A 15,781-nucleotide genomic window follows, 5' to 3' on the forward strand; every position below is an offset into this window, starting at 1 on the left:
CCCTGGACCCCGAGCAGGCCGCCACCGTCACCGCCTTCCTGCACGCCATGGCCGACGCCGTCGACGCCGCCGAGGACCTCGAAGACGTCGAGGACCACGGGGACCACGAGGGTCCCGGGGATCCCGTCGGTTCCGAGGCCCCCAGGGTCACCGGCTCCGAGGATCCCGGGGCCACCGGCGCTGTCCGGGGCACCGACGCCGCCGCGTGGCCGAGCGCGCCGGACGCTGCCGGGGCCTGACAGCCGGGGGCGTCCGCGCGGGCCCCGGCCGGTGCCGGGGCCCGGGACTCAGTAGGCGGTGCGGGTGGTGTTCGCCGCCCACGCCTCGAAGGGCGCGGTGCGCTCCTGGAGGTCCACGGGGCGCACGGGCAGGGAGCGCTCCTCCACCGGCCGGGCGAAGTACTCGTGGAACTCCGCGTCGTCGAAGCCCCCGGCCGCGGCGTCGTGCCGGTCGGCCGCGAACCAGACCGCGTCCAGGCGGGACCACAGGGACGCGGACACGCACAGCGGGCACGGCTCGCAGCTCGAGTAGAGGGTCGCCCCGGAGAGGTCGAAGGTGCCGAGCTCCCGGCAGGCGGTGCGGATGGCCACCACCTCGGCGTGCGCGGTCGGGTCGTTGTCGGCGGTGACGCGGTTGACGCCGGTGAAGCGGCGGCCGTCGGCGGTGACGACCACGGCGCCGAAGGGCCCGCCGTCGGCCCTGGCGTTGTCGACCGCGAGCGTGATGGCCTCGCGCAGGAACTGCCGGGCCTCGGCCGGAACGGTGGTCTCGTCTGTGCTCATGCGGAACTCCCGGGTGGGGCAGGTGCCGCTGGGGAGCTCGCCGAGCCAGAACCGGGAGACGCGCCGACGGCGGCCGCTGCGTGATCGATGGTGCAGTTCTGCCTGGTAGATAGTCCGGTCGCTCGGACCCGCCGTGGGCCAGTCCAGAGGGTACCGGGCAGTGTCCCGCTTCACAACAGCCGCCCCCGCGGCCCCGGCGGTCGCACGCGGACGGGCACCGCCACGGCGTCGGCGGGCCGGGCGCCCGGCTCCGTGCCGGAGGGCGTCCCGGCTAGGCTGGGCACCCGACCCGATGACCCGTCCGTGTGAGGAGCGCTCCGTGCCCATGATCCAGCGACACCTGTTCGGCCCCGGCCCGTCCAACCCGTATCCGGAGGCCACGGCCGCGCTGGCCCATCCGCTGCTCGGACACCTCGACCCCGCGTTCCTGGAGATCATGGACAGCGCCTGCGACGGCCTGCGCGAGGTCTGGGGCACCCGCAACCGGCGCACCCTGCCGCTGAGCGCCACCGGCTCGGCCGGCATGGAGGCCGCCTTCGTCAACACCGTGGAGGACGGCGACGTCGTCGTCGTGGCGGTCAACGGCCTCTTCGGGGAGCGGATGTGCGACGTCGCGGCTCGGTGCGGCGCCGAGGTGGTGCGGGTGGACTTCCCGTACGGGCAGCCGATCGACCCCCAGCGGGTCGCCGAGGCGCACCCCGCTCCGAAGATCATCGCCGCGGTGCACGCCGAGACCTCCACGGGCGTGCGCTCGGACATCGCCGCGCTGGGGGAGGTCAAGGGCGACGCCCTGCTGCTCGTCGACGCCGTCACCTCCATCGGCGGCATCGAGCTGCGCGCGGACGAGTGGGGGGTGGACCTCGGCTACGCCGGCACCCAGAAGTGCCTGGGCGTGGCCCCCGGTCTGGCGCCGTTCACGATCTCGGACGCCGCGTTCGAGCGCCGGGTGCGGCACCCCCGGTCCTGGTACCTGGACCTCGGCATGCTCGGCGGCTACGTGGGGGAGGCGCAGGGCCGTGCCCGCACCTACCACCACACCGCCCCCACGGCCATGATCGCCTCCCTGGACGCGGGGCTGCGCCGGATCTCCGCGGAGGGCCTGGAGAACGTGTGGGCCCGCCACCAGGCGGCGGGCGACGCCCTGCAGGACGGGCTGCAGGAGATGGGCCTGGAGCTGTTCGCCGCCGAGGGCCACCGCCTGCCGGAGCTGACCACCGTGAAGGTGCCCGAGGGGGTCGACTCCGCCGCGGTCCGCGCCCACCTGCTGGAGCACTACTCGCTGGAGATCGGCGCGGGCGTGAAGGAGTACGCCGACACGGTCTGGCGGATCGGGCTGATGGGTCCCAACGCCCACGCCGGCTCCGTGGCGCTCGTCCTGGGCGCCCTGCAGGAGGCGCTGCGGAAGGCCCCGCTGCCGGTCTGAGCCGCCGCGCCGCGCGCCGGCCGGGCCGGACCCACCGGTCCGGGCCCGGTCGGCGCGCGCCGCGGGACGGGTCCGGACCGGTGGGTCCGGCCGGGGAGGACCGGGATCAGGCCTCGTCGAAGATCCGCACGGCCATGGTGCCGTGGGTGACCGCGGCGCCGGCGCCCAGCCCGGCGGCGACCATGACCGCCTCGGCGATCTGGGCCTTGGAGGCGCCGGCCTTCTTGGCCTGGGTCACGTGCACCTCGAGACAGTAGGGGCACTGGGAGCTGATGGCCACGGCCACCGCGATGAGCTCGCGGTGGAGCTGGTCGATGGCCCCGCCCTCCCGCCCGATCGTGCCGTCGAAGGCGGCGAAGGCCTGGAACTCCTGCGGGGCGAGCGCCTTGAACTCGGGCAGGCGCTTGAGGTCGTCCGGGGAGTGGTAGTGATCGGTCACGGTGACGTCCTTCCGGGTCGGGTGCCCCCGAGGCTACCGGGATCGGCTCGGGCGGCCCACCCCGGCGCCCGGCCCGGTCACTTCTCCCAGGGCGCCCGGATCGGGAAGTACCGCTCCAGGAACTCCGTCATCCGCTCGGCCCGCTCGGCCGCCGGCACCTCCGGGAAGCTGCCGTCGTTGAGGCAGAACATGTCCACGCTGCGCCGCCTGAGCAGCCGGTCCATCTGCTGCAGCCCCGCCCGGGTGGTGGTGTCCACGTACTCGGTGCGGGCGGTCTCCTGGGTCACGGCCCGGCCGGTGAGCAGCGCGTAGTAGTGGTACAGCGAGTTGGTGACCGAGATGTTCTCCGCGGCGCGGAAGCGGCTGGAGGCGGTGCGCAGGAACTCCCGGGGGAACTCCCGCTCCATCTCGGCCACCACGCTGCGGCGCAGCGGGGCGGCGCAGTGCTCCAGGTGCCGGGTGGTGATCCGGCCGAAGCGCTCCCACAGCAGCCTCCGGTTCACGCGGGCCGCGTTCTCGAAGCCCGAGCGCTCGGGGTGCCCCTCGCCCAGGCCGATGCGCGTGCTGGCCTCCACGAACTTCGTCACCCCGCCGGGGGAGAAGAACAGGGCCGGCCCGAGTTGACGGCCGAAGAACATGTCGTCGTTGGAGTAGAGGAAGTGCTCGGACAGCCCTTCGATCCGGTGCAGCTGCGCCTCGACCGCCTGCGAGTTGTAGACCGGCAGCACCGAGGTGTCCGCGAAGAACTCCTCGCTGCGCACCACGCGCACCCGGGGGTGCTCGGCCAGCCAGGCGGGGGGCCGGGAGTCGGTGGCGATGTAGACGGTCCGGACCCAGGGCGCGAACATGTGCACCGAGCGCAGGGCGTACTTGAGCTCGTCGACCTGCCGGAAGCGCGCCTCGTGGTCGTCGCCCTCCCCGACCACGGCGCCCTCCATGTAGGAGGCCCGGACCCGCCGGTACTCGGCGTCGGAGCCGTCCACCCACGAGAAGACCATGTCGATCTCGAAGTCGATGTCGCTGGCGTGGTCGGCGAACATGTTCTCGATGGTCGGCCACCGCAGGCCGAAGCGCTCCACGCTGCCGCGCACGGCCTCCGTGCGGGAGACGGTCCGGCGGGTCAGGGAGTTCTCCACCGGCAGGCGGATCTCGTGCTCGCCGAACTCCCACAGCTCGATCTGCACGCCGGTCGCCGCGCCGTAGTACAGCTTCGAGCGCTTGGAGTAGTGCGGGCGGTAGAGCCGGAACACGCGGGCGTTGCGCCGGTGGGTGAGCTCCCCGTCCGCGAGCAGCTCGGAGGTCTGCTTCTTGGTGTCCATGGGCTTGACGTAGTACGGCTCGCCGGCGGCCGCCTCCACCAGGGCCTCGCGCAGCCGCGCACGATCCTGCAGGTCCACAGCCACCACGGGGCGCTCGTCGTTGCCCCGCACCAGGAGGTGGTCGATGCCGGCGTCCTCCAGGACGCGGCGCAGGAACAGCAGGTTCTGCACCATGACGTCGTATGGCGTCTGGTCGGTGATGCGCAGGGCGAAGCGGCCCTTGTACCGGACCACGTCCGGGCGCTCGTCGAGCGCCGCGGCGGAGGCGCGGGACGCGCTGCGGAACTCCTCGCCGTCGGGCCCGTCCTCGGGCGCGGGGAAGTAGGCGGTGTCGAGCGTGATGGCGTCGATGGTCGTCTCCTGGTCGTGGTCAGCGGCTGCGGCGCTCCCAGGATAAGACCCCGCGCGGGCCCGCCGTCACGGGGTGGGCTGGCAGCGCTCGCAGAACCACAGCGCCCGGTCCTGCGGGGGCCCGGGGTGGGCCTCCCCGGGGGCGAGCTCGGCGTCGTCGATCCGGGCCTCCCGGATCGGGGCCCCGCAACGGCGGCAGGGCTGCCGGCCGCGTCCGTAGACCCAGAACTGCTCGCCGCGCCGGGCCGGCCCGCCCACGGTGGAGCGCTGGGAGCGGTCCCGGTTGGCGTGCAGCAGCCGGTGGGAGAGGTCCACCACGGCCCCGAGGTCCTCGACGCCGGCCACCGGGGTGAAGGGGTGCAGCCGCCGCAGGAAGAGGATCTCGTTGCGGTAGACGTTGCCGATCCCGGCGAGGTTGCGCTGGTCCATCAGCGCGGCGGCCACGGGCCGGTGCGGGTGCCGGGCCAGCCGGGACAGGGCCTCCGCCCGGTCCCAGTCGGGGCCGAGCAGGTCCGGGCCGAGGTGGCCCACGAGCTCGTCCTCGTCCGCCGTGGCCACGAGGTCCAGCATCCCGAGGTCGAAGCCCACCGCCTGGGCCCCGGCGGTCTCCAGGACCGCGCGGGCCTGGTAGCCGGGGCGCCGCCACGGGGCCCCGCGCGGATAGACGTGCCACATCCCCTCCATGAGCAGGTGGGAGTGCAGGGTCAGCGGCACCAGGGCCTCGGGGCCGCCGTCCACACGGATCAGGAGGTGCTTGCCGCGCGGGACCACCGCGGTCACGGTGCGCCCGGAGAGGTCCGCGGTGGCGATCGCGGGGAAGCGCAGGTCGCTGCGCGTGAGGACCTGACCGGCCAGGGCGCGGCGCAGCAGCGCGGCCTGGCGGTAGACGGTGTCACCCTCGGGCACGGCGGCCTCCTGGAGCGGGCGCCGCGGTCACCGGCGCATCCTCAGCCCGCGCGGCGTCGAGTAGAAGCCGCCGGCCAGCAGGGACTCCCGGACCGCGGTCTCGAGGGGGCCGGAGCCGAGCACCGGGGCGCCGTTGACCTTCTCGACCGTGAGCTTGTCCACCGCGCCCCGCCGGACGGTGTCGGCCACGGCCGGGCCGGCGGCGGCCAGGGCGTGCGCGTCCTCGGTGAACGCGAGGACGGTCCGCCCGCCGCGCTCCACGTACAGGGCCAGGGCACCGTCCACGAGCACGACGACGGCGCCCGCCTTGCGCCCGGGCCGGTGCCGTCCGGCCGGCACGTCCTCGCCGTCCGGGGCGATCGCCGCGACCGGGTCCGGCCACTCGAGGGCGGCCCCGTAGGGGTTGGCCGGGTCGGTCGCGGCGAGTGCCAGCGCCACGGGCTCCTCGGCGCGCACCTGGTCGTCGGTGCTGAACGTGCGCAGGTGGTCCACGGTTGCCGGCTGGGCGAACTGGGCGGCGCCCAGGCCTTCGACGAAGTAGCCGCGGCGGGCGCGGCCGGTGTCCTCCAGGGTGGAGAGCACCTTGTAGACCGTGGCGAAGCCGCCGGGGATCTCCTCGACGGCCACGGGCCCCTTGGTCACCACCCCGTAGCGGTCCATGAGCAGCTCGGCGGTGGCCGAGGCCCGCAGCGTGGGCTCGAGCGGCTCCGGGCGCAGCATCGACCAGCGCCCGGCCACGAGCGGGGAGTCGTGCCGCTCCAGGGTGGCGGGGCCGGCCGTGGCCCGCAGCGCCCCGCCGGTCCCCGGCCGGGACGCGGCGCCGCCGGGGCGCAGCCGCGCGGCGCCCCGGCGGACCGTGGAGCGGCCCCGCGGGGGCTTGGCCCGGTGCCGGTGGGCGGCCTGCCCGCCGGAGAGCAGCGAGCGCACCGGCAGGAAGGTGTCGTTGGTGATGAGTCCGGCCCAGACGAGGTTCCACAGCGCGGTGGTCAGCTCCCCGGCGGGCACCGGGTCCCCGTCGGCCTCGAGCAGCCCCAGCAGCTGCGGGAAGAACCAGGCGCCGCCGGGGGCGAGGACGTCGAGCACCCGGCGCTCGAGGGTGGAGTCCAGGGCGGCGGCCGCCACGGCGAGGGTCTCGGCGGGCGGCAGGGTCAGCTGGGCGGCCTCGCTCAGGTGCAGCGACACCCACCCGTCGTCGCCGGCCAGGGAGCCGGCCCCGGACCACAGGACCTCCCCGGACGCGGTGAGCTCGTCCAGCAGCTCGGGCCGGTAGTCCGCCACGCGGGCCGCCAGCACGAGCGGCTCCCAGGCCGAGGCCGGGACGGCGACGCCGGCGAGCTGGTCCACCACCGTGAGCACACCGTCCTCGCCGCGCAGCTGGTGGCCGCGGCCCACGTGCTGCCAGGCGGGCAGGAACCGGGCGTAGACCTGCCCCGGGACCGGCTCCACGTCGCGGCGCAGCGCGGCCAGCGAGCGGCGCCGGATCCGCCGCAGCACCTCCGCCTCGCACCACTCGGAGGCGGCTGGCCCGGGCCCGCCGGCGTCCGTGCGCGCCGGGCGGAACTCGCCCTCGACGACCCGCCGGTCCGCGGCGAGCCGCTCCAGCGTGGTCCGCACCACGGCCGTGCCCAGCCCGAGCCGGGCCGCGGCCTCGTCCACGGTGAAGGGCCCGTGCGTGCGCGCGTAGCGGGAGACGAGGTCGGCCAGCGGGTCCTCGACGGGCTCGACGAACGCGAGCGGCACGCCCATGGGCAGGGGCACGCCCAGGGCGTCGCGCAGCCGGGAGGCGTCCTCGATCGCCGCCCAGTGCTCCACGCCGCGCAGGTGCACCCGCAGGGCGCGGTTGGCGGCCACGAGCCGCTCCAGCCAGCCGGTGGCGGTGTCCTCGGCGCAGGCGGCCTCCGGGTCGTCCGGGTCCTGGAGCCGGCGGGCGGCCTCCGCGGTGGTGAGCGGGCCGAGCAGGCGCAGCAGGTCCGCGGCGCCCTCGAGCCCGCGCAGCCGGCGGTCGGCGGCGAGGCGCTGCAGCTCCGCCTCCGTGCGCTCGAGGACCTCCGGGTCCAGCAGCTCCCGCAGCTCGGCGCGGCCCAGGAGCTCGTTGAGCAGGGCGGCGTCGAGGGACAGGACCGCCGCCTTGCGCTCGGCCAGCGGGGAGTCCCCCTCGTAGAGGAACTGGGCGACGTAGCCGAAGAGCAGGGTCCGGGCGAACGGGGAGGGCTGGTCGGTGGTGGTCTCCACCACCCGGATCGCCCGGCGCTCCACGGCCCGGTGCAGCTCCTTGAGGGCGGGCAGGTCGTAGACGTCCTGCAGGCACTCGCGCACCGTTTCCAGGATGATCGGGAACTGCGGGTACTTCCGGGCGACGTCCAGCAGCTGCGCGGAGCGCTGGCGCTGCTGCCACAGCGGCGTGCGCCGGCCGGGGTCGCGCCGGGGCAGCAGCAGGGCCCGGGCGGCGCACTCCCGGAAGCGGGAGGCGAACAGCGCCGAGCCGCCCACCTCCTCGGTCACGATCCGGTCCAGCTCGTCGGGGTCGAACAGGAACAGCTCCGCCCCCGGGGGCTCGTCCTCCATGGCCGGCACGCGCAGCACGATGCCGTCGTCGGCGGCCTGCGCGGAGCCGTCCAGGCCGTAGCGCTCGTGCAGCCGGGCTCCCACGGCCAGCGCCCAGGGGGCGTGCACCGGCATCCCGAACGGCGAGTGCAGCACCACCCGCCAGTCCCCGAGCTCGTCGTGGAAGCGCTCGACGACGAACAGCCGGTCCGAGGGCACCTGCCCCACGGCCTCCTTCTGCTCGCCCACGTAGGCCAGCAGGTTGTCGGCGGCCCACTCGTCGAGCCCGGCCGCGCGCAGCCGGGCGCGGGCCTCGTCCTCGGCGGCCCCGGCGATCTCCCGGTTGAACCGGCCCACCGCGCGGCCCAGCTCCACGGGCCGGCCGGGGCCGTCGCCGTGCCAGAACGGGAGCTTGCCGGGGACCCCGGGGGCGGGGGAGACGATGACCCGGTCGTGGGTGATCTCCTCGACCCGCCAGCTGGAGGCGCCCAGGGCGATGACGTCGCCCACGCGGGACTCGTAGACCATCTCCTCGTCGAGCTCGCCCACCCGCTTCGAGTTCTTCCCGTCCTGCTCGCCGACCAGGTACACGGCGAACAGGCCGCGGTCCGGGATGGTCCCGCCCGAGGTCACCGCCAGACGCTGCGCCCCGGGCCGGCCCTCGATCGTGCCGGTCTCCCGGTCCCAGACGATGCGCGGGCGCAGCTCGGCGAACTCGTCGGAGGGGTAGCGGCCCGAGAGCAGGTCCAGGGTGGCGTCGAAGGCGGAGCGGGGCAGGGTCAGGAACGGGGAGGACCGGCGGACGGTGTCGAACCACTCCTCCACCTCGACCGGTCCCAGGGCGGTCGCGGCCACGGTCTGCTGGGCCAGCACGTCCAGCGGGTTCAGCGGGACCGCGAGCGGCTCGATCCGGCCCTGCAGCATCCGCTCGACCGTCACCGCGGCGTCGAGCAGGTCCCCGCGGTGCTTGGGGTAGAACCGTCCGCGGGAGACCTCCCCGACCTGGTGGCCGGCGCGGCCCACGCGCTGCAGCCCCGAGGCGGCCGAGGGCGGGGCCTCGATCTGGACCACCAGGTCCACCGCGCCCATGTCGATGCCCAGCTCGAGGGATGACGTGGCCACCACGCAGCGCAGCCGCCCGGTCTTGAGGTCGTCCTCGATGACCGCCCGCTGGTCCTTGGAGACCGACCCGTGGTGGGCGCGGGCCAGCACCGGGGCCGCGCCCTCGTAGCGGCCGGTCTGCCGCCGCAGGTCCGCGGGCTCGGCGGTCCCGCCGGGCGCGGAGGAGTCCCGCCCGGCCAGGGCGGAGCGCAGCACGTCCCCGAGCTGCTGCGGCGCGGAGCCCGCGGGGACCCCGGGGGCGGCGCCGCCGCGCGGGTCGTTCTCGTTCCCGGGGGCGGCCTCCGGCGCGCCGCCGTCCGGGTCCGTGTGCTCGAGGCGGAAGGCGTAGATCTCGTTGAGCCGTGCCGTGAGCTTCTCGGCCAGGCCGCGGGAGTTGGCGAACACGATGGTGGAGCGGTTCTCCAGCACCAGGTCCACGACCCGCTCCTCGACGTGCGGCCAGATCGACGCGGTGGTCGTGGGGGCGAGGGCGTCGAGGTCGTCGTCGCCGAAGCCGGACCCGGCCAGGGACGGGGACGCGGCGGGCCCACCCAGCACAGTCATGTCCGGGATCGGCACCGAGACCGTGAGGTCCCACCGCTTCTCCGCTCGCGGCGCGACGACGGAGACCGGCTCCCGCCCGCCCAGGAACCGGGCGACCGTCTCGACCGGCTCGACCGTGGCCGAGAGCCCGATGCGCTGCACCGGCTTCTCCAGCAGGGCGTCCAGCCGCTCCAGGGTGAGCGCCAGGTGCGCCCCGCGCTTGGTGCCGGCCACGGCGTGCACCTCGTCGACGATCACGGTGTGCACGTCCGTGAGGGTCTCCCGGGCCTTGGACGTGAGCATCAGGTAGAGCGACTCGGGCGTGGTGATGAGGATGTCCGGCGGGCTGGACAGCAGGGCCCGGCGCACGGCCTGCGGCGTGTCCCCGGAGCGGACCCCCACGCTGACCTCCGGCGGCTCGACGCCGGCGTGGCGGGCGGTCTGGGAGATCCCGATCAGCGGGGCCCGCAGGTTGCGCTCCACGTCCACGCCCAGCGCCTTGAGCGGGGAGATGTAGAGCACCCGGGTGCCGCGCCGCTCACCCCGGGCGCTCGCGGAGCGGGCCTTGGTGCGCAGGCTCCCAGCGGTCCCGGCCGGTGCCGCGGAGGCGGCGCTCCCGGGTCCGGCCGCGGGCGCGGTGTCCCCGGCCCCCGGCCGGCCGGTCGCCGCGTGCCGTCCCGTCGCCGCCTCGGCCACGAACCGGTCCAGGGCCCACAGGAACGCGGCCAGGGTCTTGCCGGAGCCGGTGGGCGCCACGATCAGGGCGTGGCGCCCCGCGGCGATGGCCCGCCAGGCGCCCTCCTGGGCGGCCGTGGGCGCGGCGAACGCACCCGAGAACCAGGCCCGGGTGTGCTCGGTGAACAGGCTCAGCGCCGGATCAGGTGCCAAAGCCCTGGATCTCGAGCTGCTGGACGCCCGGACCGGTGCAGGCCTCGGCGGGGAAGGGCACCACCACGGACTGCGTGTTCTCGGGCGGGTAGACGCGCAGTCCCGCGGCCTCCCGGGCCTCGCACCCGGGGTGGACGGCGGCCTGGCTGATGCGCAGCGCGGCGGTGGCCGACTCGCCCGGCGCCAGCTCCCGGCCGGTCCCGGGGACTGCGGCGTCCCGCACCGCCGGGGCACCGAGGGCCGTGCCGTCGGCGTCCACGAAGGACACCCCCGGGTAGCCCGCGAGCACGCAGGGCTCCTCGGCCGCGTTGGTCACGGTGATGTCCACGTAGACCGACCCCGCGCCGCTCCCGGCTGGTGCGGCGGAGACCTCCAGCGCGGAGGTCGCGCACCAGTCGGTGCGGGCGCCGGCGGTGCCGCCGCCCCGGGCGGGCTCGCCGGCGGTGCCGTCCGCGGTCCCGTCGGCATCGCCGGTGGTCCCCTCGGCGGCTTCGTCCGTGGTCTCCTCGGCGGATTCGTCCGTGGTCTCCGCTGCGGTCTCGGCGGCGCCGGTGGGCTCGGCGGTGGGCTCCGCGGGACCGCCGTCCGGGGCGGTGGGTGCGGCGGTGGCCCGCTCGCCGGCCGGGGCCCTGCCCTCCGCCGGCGCACTGCCGGACGGGGCCGGGGCCACCGCGGAGGCGCTCGCGGTGGGGGCCGCGGCGGTGCCGACCTGCTCCGGCTGCTCGCCGCCGCAGGAGGTCAGCGCCAGGAGCGAGGCGAGGGCGAGGGCGCCCAGGACGGGGCGGGCAGCGGGGGAGAGCGAAGACATGGGGGGATATCCTCCTCGTGCGGACGTCGTGGCGGGCCACGCCTTGAGGAGGGGGCCCTCCCAGGGCCTTCATTCTAGGCAGGGCCACCGACACCCGCCCCCGGACGCGTCCGCCGCCGGGGCGGTGTCGCGGCCGGGAGGCGCTACCGCTCGCCGGCCTCCGCCGGGGGCAGCGCGGCGCGCATCACCTCGGCCAGGTGGACGCCGTCGGCGCCGGTGCCCTGGGCGATCTGGGTGCGGCACGAGAAGCCGTCGGCGAGCACGATCGTCCCGTCTGCCGCGGCGCGGATCGCGGGGAACAGCTCCCGCTCGCCGAGGGTCTGGGAGACCTCGTAGTGGCCGGGCTCGAAGCCCCAGTTGCCCGCCAGCCCGCAGCAGCCGCCGCCGACCACGGCGGTGTCCACGCCCAGCTTCGCCAGCACCTCCAGCTCGGGACCGTAGCCGAGCATGGACTTCTGGTGGCAGTGCACCTGGCACACGGCCTCGGCGGGACCCGCCTCGGTGGCCAGCTCCCGGAAGGGCCAGGGGCCGCCCTCGGCCAGGTGCCGGGCCGCGAACGCGCCGATCGTTGTCGTCAGCTCCGCCACGCGCCGGGCCCGGGGGTCGCCGGGGAGCAGCTCCGTGATCTCGTCCTGGAGCATGACCGTGCAGGAGGGCTCCAGGCCGATGATCGGGTACCCGGCCTCCAGCAGCGGCTCCATCACGTCGAGGGTGTCGCGCAGCACCTTCTGCGTCATGTCCAGCTGCCCGGTGGAGTGCCAGGTGAGCCCGCAGCAGACGTTGTCCATGGGCAGCAGCACCCGGTAGCCCATGGCCTCGAGCACCTCCACGGCGGCCTTGCCGGGGGCGTCGGCGGCGAAGTTCGTGAACGTGTCCGGCCACAGCACCACGGTGGGCCGGCCGTCGGCGTCGTCGCCGGGCCGGCGGGCGGGGCGGCCGCGGAACCACCGGGTGAGCGGCTGGTCGACGAAGGAGATCATCCGCCGCTTGGGCTCGATCCCGCCCAGCCGTTTGGTCAGCTCCTCGACCACCCGGTTCGACTCCAGCAGGTTGATCAGCCGGAAGGAGAAGGGCACCTTCTCCACGATCCGCATCAGCAGTGGCATCCAGCCCATCGTGAACTGCGCCATGGGCCGCCGGTCCCGGCCCAGGAAGGAGAGCAGACCGTGCCGGTAGTGGTGGTGCAGGAACTCGGCCTTGTACGTGGCCATGTCCACGTTGACCGGGCACTCCGTGGCGCAGGCCTTGCAGGACAGGCACAGGTCCAGGGCCTCGAGGGTCTCCTTCGACTTCCAGCCGTCCGTGATGGACTCCCCGCGCAGCATCTCGGCCAGGGACCGGGCGCGGCCCCGCGTCGAGTGCACCTCGTCGTGGGTGGCCTGGAAGGACGGGCACATGGCCCCCACGTCGGAGCGGCAGGACCCCACGCCCACGCAGCGGTTCACGGCGCTGGAGAAGGACCCGCCGTCCCGGGAGAACGCGTGCACGGGCGTGAGCGCGAACGTCCGGGCGCCGGGGCCGGGGCGGATGCCCTGGTCGATGGGCTCGGGGTCCACCAGCACACCGGGGTTGAAGAACCCGTCCGGGTCGAAGACGCGCTTGAACTCCGCGAAGGCGGCCAGGGCCTCGGGGGAGTAGATGGTCGAGAGCAGCTCGGAGCGGGCGCGGCCGTCGCCGTGCTCCCCGGAGACCGAGCCGCCGTAGCGGTGGACCAGCGCCGCGGCGCGCTCGATGAACGTGCGGTAGGTCGCCATCCCGGCGTCGGTGCTGAAGTCGAAGGAGATGCGGATGTGCACGCAGCCCTCCCCGAAGTGCCCGAAGGGGATGCCGGTGAGGCCGAGCTCGTGCAGCAGGCCGTAGAGGTCGCGCAGGTACTCGCCCAGCCGCGCCGGCGGGACCGCGGAGTCCTCCCAGCCCGGCCAGGCCTCCCCGCCCTCGGGCAGGCGGGTCACGATGCCCGCCCCGGCCTCGCGGATCCCCCACAGGGCCTTCGCCAGCGGCGCCTCGGCCACGATGATCGAGTCCACGACGTTCTCGGGCACCAGGCCCGGCAGCGCGCGGGCGGCCGCCTCGGCCTCCTCCAGCGTGTCGGCGCCCACCTCGCAGTACAGCCAGCCCCCGCCGCGGGGCAGCTCGGAGCCGGAGGTCTCCCGGCCCGGGCGGGTCTGCAGGGCCTCCACGAGATCGGAGCCCATGCCCTCGATCGTGTACACCCCGGGCACCCGCAGCTTCGGGGCGGCCGTCGCCGCCTGGAAGGCGTCCTCGAAGCCCAGCACGGCCAGCGCGGTATGGGCGGGCTTGCGGACCAGCCGGACGGTGAGCTCGGTGATGATCCCGCAGGTGCCCTCCGTCCCGGCGAAGGCCTTGGCGGTGTCGAAGCCCTTCTCCCCGAGCAGGTAGTGCAGCCCGTACCCGGAGACCTGGCGGGGGAACTGGCCCAGCTCGGTGCGCAGCATCGCCAGGTGCCGGTCCCGGATCCCGCTCAGCGCCCGGTCGATCCCCGGCTCGGAGGTTCCGCCCCGGTGCAGCTCGACCTCCCGGCCGTCGGCGAGCATGACCGTCAGGGACACGAGGTTGTCCGCGGAGGTGCCCCAGGCCACGGAGTGGGAGCCGCAGGCGTTGTTGGCCACCATCCCGCCGACCGTGGCGCGCGAGTGCGTCGAGGGGTCCGGCCCGTAGGTGAGGCCGAACTCGGAGGCCGCCGCGCGCAGCTGGTCGCAGATCACGCCCGGCTGGATCGTGGCGGTCATCGCCTCGGGGTCGATCGACAGGATCCGGTTGAAGTGCCGGGAGGTGTCGATGACCAGGCCCTCGCCGATCGCGTTGCCCGCCACCGACGTCCCGCCCCCGCGGGAGACCACCGGCCAGCCGCGCTCGTGCGCGAGCGCCAGCAGCTCGCGGACCTCCTCGACGCTGCGCGGCTCGGCCACCGCGGCCGGCAGCCGGCGGTAGATCGACGCGTCGGAGACGTAGGCGGCACGCGTCGTGAGGTCGTCACGGATCTCGGTCATGGGTCCACTTCCTGCGCGCCGGCGACGCCGGCCCGTCCGGGGGCTGGTCAGAGTCGGGGGTGCCGTCCCCGCGGGGACGGGCGGGTCACCACTCGGGGGCGATGGTGACCTCGGCGCCGTCGAGGTCCTCGGACCACTCGACCTGGCAGCTGAGCCGGGAGGTGTCGTGGCGGGTGTCGTCGAGCATGTCGAGGAGGTCCTCCTCCTCGTCGTTGATCTCGTTGGCCTTGGCGAAGGAGCTCTGGTCCAGGTAGGAGTGGCAGGTGGAGCAGGACGCGTTGCCGCCGCAGGTGGCGAGGATCGGGTACTTGTGGCGGGTGAGGGCCTCCATGAGGCTCTCGTAGTCCTTCCACTCCACGCCCTCGGTGCGGTTGCCCTCGCGGTCGATCACGGTGATGTTGATGCTGCTCACTTCGATGGCCTCCTCGGGGCGTGGTGGCCCCTGGTCTCGACGTCGGAAATCCCGCCGCCCATTGTACGGTCGCGCGGTGGGCCTCCCGGACGGGAGCGGGCTCAGCCGGCGGTCGGCAGCGGCCGCACCGTCAGGGACTGGGCCACCTGGCCGAGGTAGCCGGCTTCGTCGTGCAGCGCGGACTCGGTGAGGCCCACCCCGCTGGCGCCGAAGGTGACGTGCGTGTCCAGGCCCACCCAGGCCGAGACGGGCTCCCGCACCAGGTGCACGCCGAGGTCCACGTTGGGGAAGGCCAGCTCGTCCGGGCCGACCCGCACGGCGATGCCGTTGGCGGCGTCCACCGCGGCGAGGAACTGCGCCGTGGCGGAGACCTCCTCCCCGGCGACGACGGCGTGCGGCGCGCGCAGCCACATGGTGGCCCGGCCGGGCCGGTGCTCGCGCACGGTGCGGCCCTCCAGCGAGGCGATGTACCCGCCGGGCCACCGCCCCGTCATCGTCGTGGGCAGGGCATCCGCCACGGACGGCAGGGCCTCCCGGTGCGTCCCGGCGACCGCGGCGGTCCCGCCGCGGACCAGCCGCCACACGCTGAGCCGGATGCAGGAGCGGCCCCCCTGGCTCATCGTCGCCTCGACCAGCTCGATCGTGCGGCCCGGGCGGACCACGCGCGTGGTCACCTCGACCTCGCCGCCGGGGATGAAGCCGAGGATGTCGTAGGAGAACCGCGAGGGCAGCAGGTCCGCGCGGGGGTGGTTGACCTCCACCGCGTGGGCGAGCAGCCCGGAGGCGGCGCCCATGTGCTGCTCCGCCGCGTTCCACGCGCCCTGCGCGTGCAGGGTGGAGCGGAAGCGGGTGGCGTCCAGCCGCACGAAGTAGGCGTCCGGGTACTCCTCCCCGTCCGTTCCCAGGTGTCCGACTGCCTGTGCCGACGTCGTCATGCTGCGCCTCTCCGTTTCCCGCCCGCCGGACGGCGGGCCGTGACCGGCACCACGGTAGCCGGTGCCGGCCGGTCCGCCGGTGGAGCGAGGGACGGCCCGGCCGCGGCGGACGGCGGGCGGGCCGAAGGGACCCGGCGGGGATCCTGCGCCGGCGCGGTCCGGCCGGACACGGAGAAGGGCCCCGCTCCCGGAGGAGCGGGGCCCTTCTCGACTGGCGGTGACGGAGGGATTTGAACCCTCGTTGGCTCTTACACCAAACATCATTTCGAGTGATGCACCTTCGGCCGCTCGGACACGTCACCAGCTCGCAGTACTGTAC

General features: G+C 75.1%; 10 protein-coding genes, 1 tRNA gene and 1 pseudogene. 2 read left to right on the plus strand and 10 right to left on the minus strand.

Going from position 1 to position 15,781, the window contains the following annotated elements; all coding sequences use genetic code 11:
- Positions 1 to 239 (plus strand): annotated as a pseudogene (locus GMA12_RS18225) (hypothetical protein); the annotation flags it as partial.
- A gap of 48 nt (positions 240 to 287) precedes the next feature.
- Here GMA12_RS18225 and GMA12_RS02215 read toward each other — a convergent pair.
- Positions 288 to 782, minus strand: coding sequence for a nucleoside deaminase (locus GMA12_RS02215; RefSeq protein WP_156266829.1), 495 nt, complete (start codon positions 780 to 782; stop codon positions 288 to 290).
- A 325-nt stretch (positions 783 to 1,107) separates the two neighbouring features.
- Here GMA12_RS02215 and GMA12_RS02220 point away from each other — a divergent pair, with 325 nt between their 5' ends.
- Positions 1,108 to 2,205, plus strand: a complete 1,098-nt coding sequence (locus tag GMA12_RS02220) for a pyridoxal-phosphate-dependent aminotransferase family protein (RefSeq protein WP_156266831.1) — start codon at positions 1,108 to 1,110, stop codon at positions 2,203 to 2,205.
- 106 nt (positions 2,206 to 2,311) lie between these two features.
- Here GMA12_RS02220 and GMA12_RS02225 read toward each other — a convergent pair whose 3' ends face one another.
- From GMA12_RS02225 to GMA12_RS02265, 9 genes are all read right to left on the minus strand, one after another.
- Positions 2,312 to 2,644, minus strand: a complete 333-nt coding sequence (locus GMA12_RS02225; RefSeq protein WP_162459378.1) for a carboxymuconolactone decarboxylase family protein — start codon at positions 2,642 to 2,644, stop codon at positions 2,312 to 2,314.
- Positions 2,645 to 2,721: 77 nt separating this feature from the next.
- Positions 2,722 to 4,197, minus strand: coding sequence for a stealth family protein (locus GMA12_RS02230; RefSeq protein WP_370829968.1), 1,476 nt, complete (start codon positions 4,195 to 4,197; stop codon positions 2,722 to 2,724).
- Positions 4,198 to 4,380: 183 nt separating this feature from the next.
- On the minus strand, positions 4,381 to 5,220 hold the full coding sequence (locus GMA12_RS02235) for a DNA-formamidopyrimidine glycosylase family protein (protein ID WP_162459379.1): 840 nt from the start codon (positions 5,218 to 5,220) through the stop codon (positions 4,381 to 4,383).
- A 27-nt stretch (positions 5,221 to 5,247) separates the two neighbouring features.
- Positions 5,248 to 10,296: an Lhr family ATP-dependent helicase gene (locus tag GMA12_RS02240; protein ID WP_156266833.1), complete on the minus strand. Its 5,049-nt coding sequence runs from the start codon at positions 10,294 to 10,296 to the stop codon at positions 5,248 to 5,250.
- Positions 10,286 to 11,104, minus strand: coding sequence for a DUF4232 domain-containing protein (locus GMA12_RS02245; protein ID WP_156266835.1), 819 nt, complete (start codon positions 11,102 to 11,104; stop codon positions 10,286 to 10,288). Before GMA12_RS02245 ends, GMA12_RS02240 begins: the two co-directional genes overlap by 11 nt.
- 143 nt (positions 11,105 to 11,247) lie before the next feature.
- Positions 11,248 to 14,115, minus strand: a complete 2,868-nt coding sequence (locus tag GMA12_RS02250; protein WP_156266837.1) for an FAD-binding and (Fe-S)-binding domain-containing protein — start codon at positions 14,113 to 14,115, stop codon at positions 11,248 to 11,250.
- Positions 14,116 to 14,200: 85 nt separating this feature from the next.
- A complete protein-coding gene (locus tag GMA12_RS19190; protein ID WP_162459380.1) occupies positions 14,201 to 14,527 on the minus strand; it encodes a 2Fe-2S iron-sulfur cluster-binding protein in 327 nt (108 codons plus the stop codon).
- Between the two features lie 101 nt (positions 14,528 to 14,628).
- A complete protein-coding gene (locus tag GMA12_RS02260; RefSeq protein ID WP_156266839.1) occupies positions 14,629 to 15,462 on the minus strand; it encodes a thioesterase family protein in 834 nt (277 codons plus the stop codon).
- Positions 15,463 to 15,674: 212 nt separating this feature from the next.
- Positions 15,675 to 15,764: transfer RNA gene (locus GMA12_RS02265), tRNA-Ser, on the minus strand.
- Positions 15,765 to 15,781: the final 17 nt, after the last annotated feature.

Source organism: Kocuria sediminis (assembly GCF_009735315.1).
GTDB lineage: Bacteria > Actinomycetota > Actinomycetes > Actinomycetales > Micrococcaceae > Kocuria > Kocuria turfanensis.

Coding starts and splice junctions, on each gene's coding strand:
- GMA12_RS02250 (WP_156266837.1), bottom strand. CDS start 14,115: ATGACCGAGATCCGTGACGACCTCACGACGCGTGCCGCCTACGTCTCC.
- GMA12_RS02260 (WP_156266839.1), bottom strand. CDS start 15,462: ATGACGACGTCGGCACAGGCAGTCGGACACCTGGGAACGGACGGGGAG.
- GMA12_RS02245 (WP_156266835.1), bottom strand. CDS start 11,104: ATGTCTTCGCTCTCCCCCGCTGCCCGCCCCGTCCTGGGCGCCCTCGCC.
- GMA12_RS02220 (WP_156266831.1), top strand. CDS start 1,108: ATGATCCAGCGACACCTGTTCGGCCCCGGCCCGTCCAACCCGTATCCG.
- GMA12_RS02215 (WP_156266829.1), bottom strand. CDS start 782: ATGAGCACAGACGAGACCACCGTTCCGGCCGAGGCCCGGCAGTTCCTG.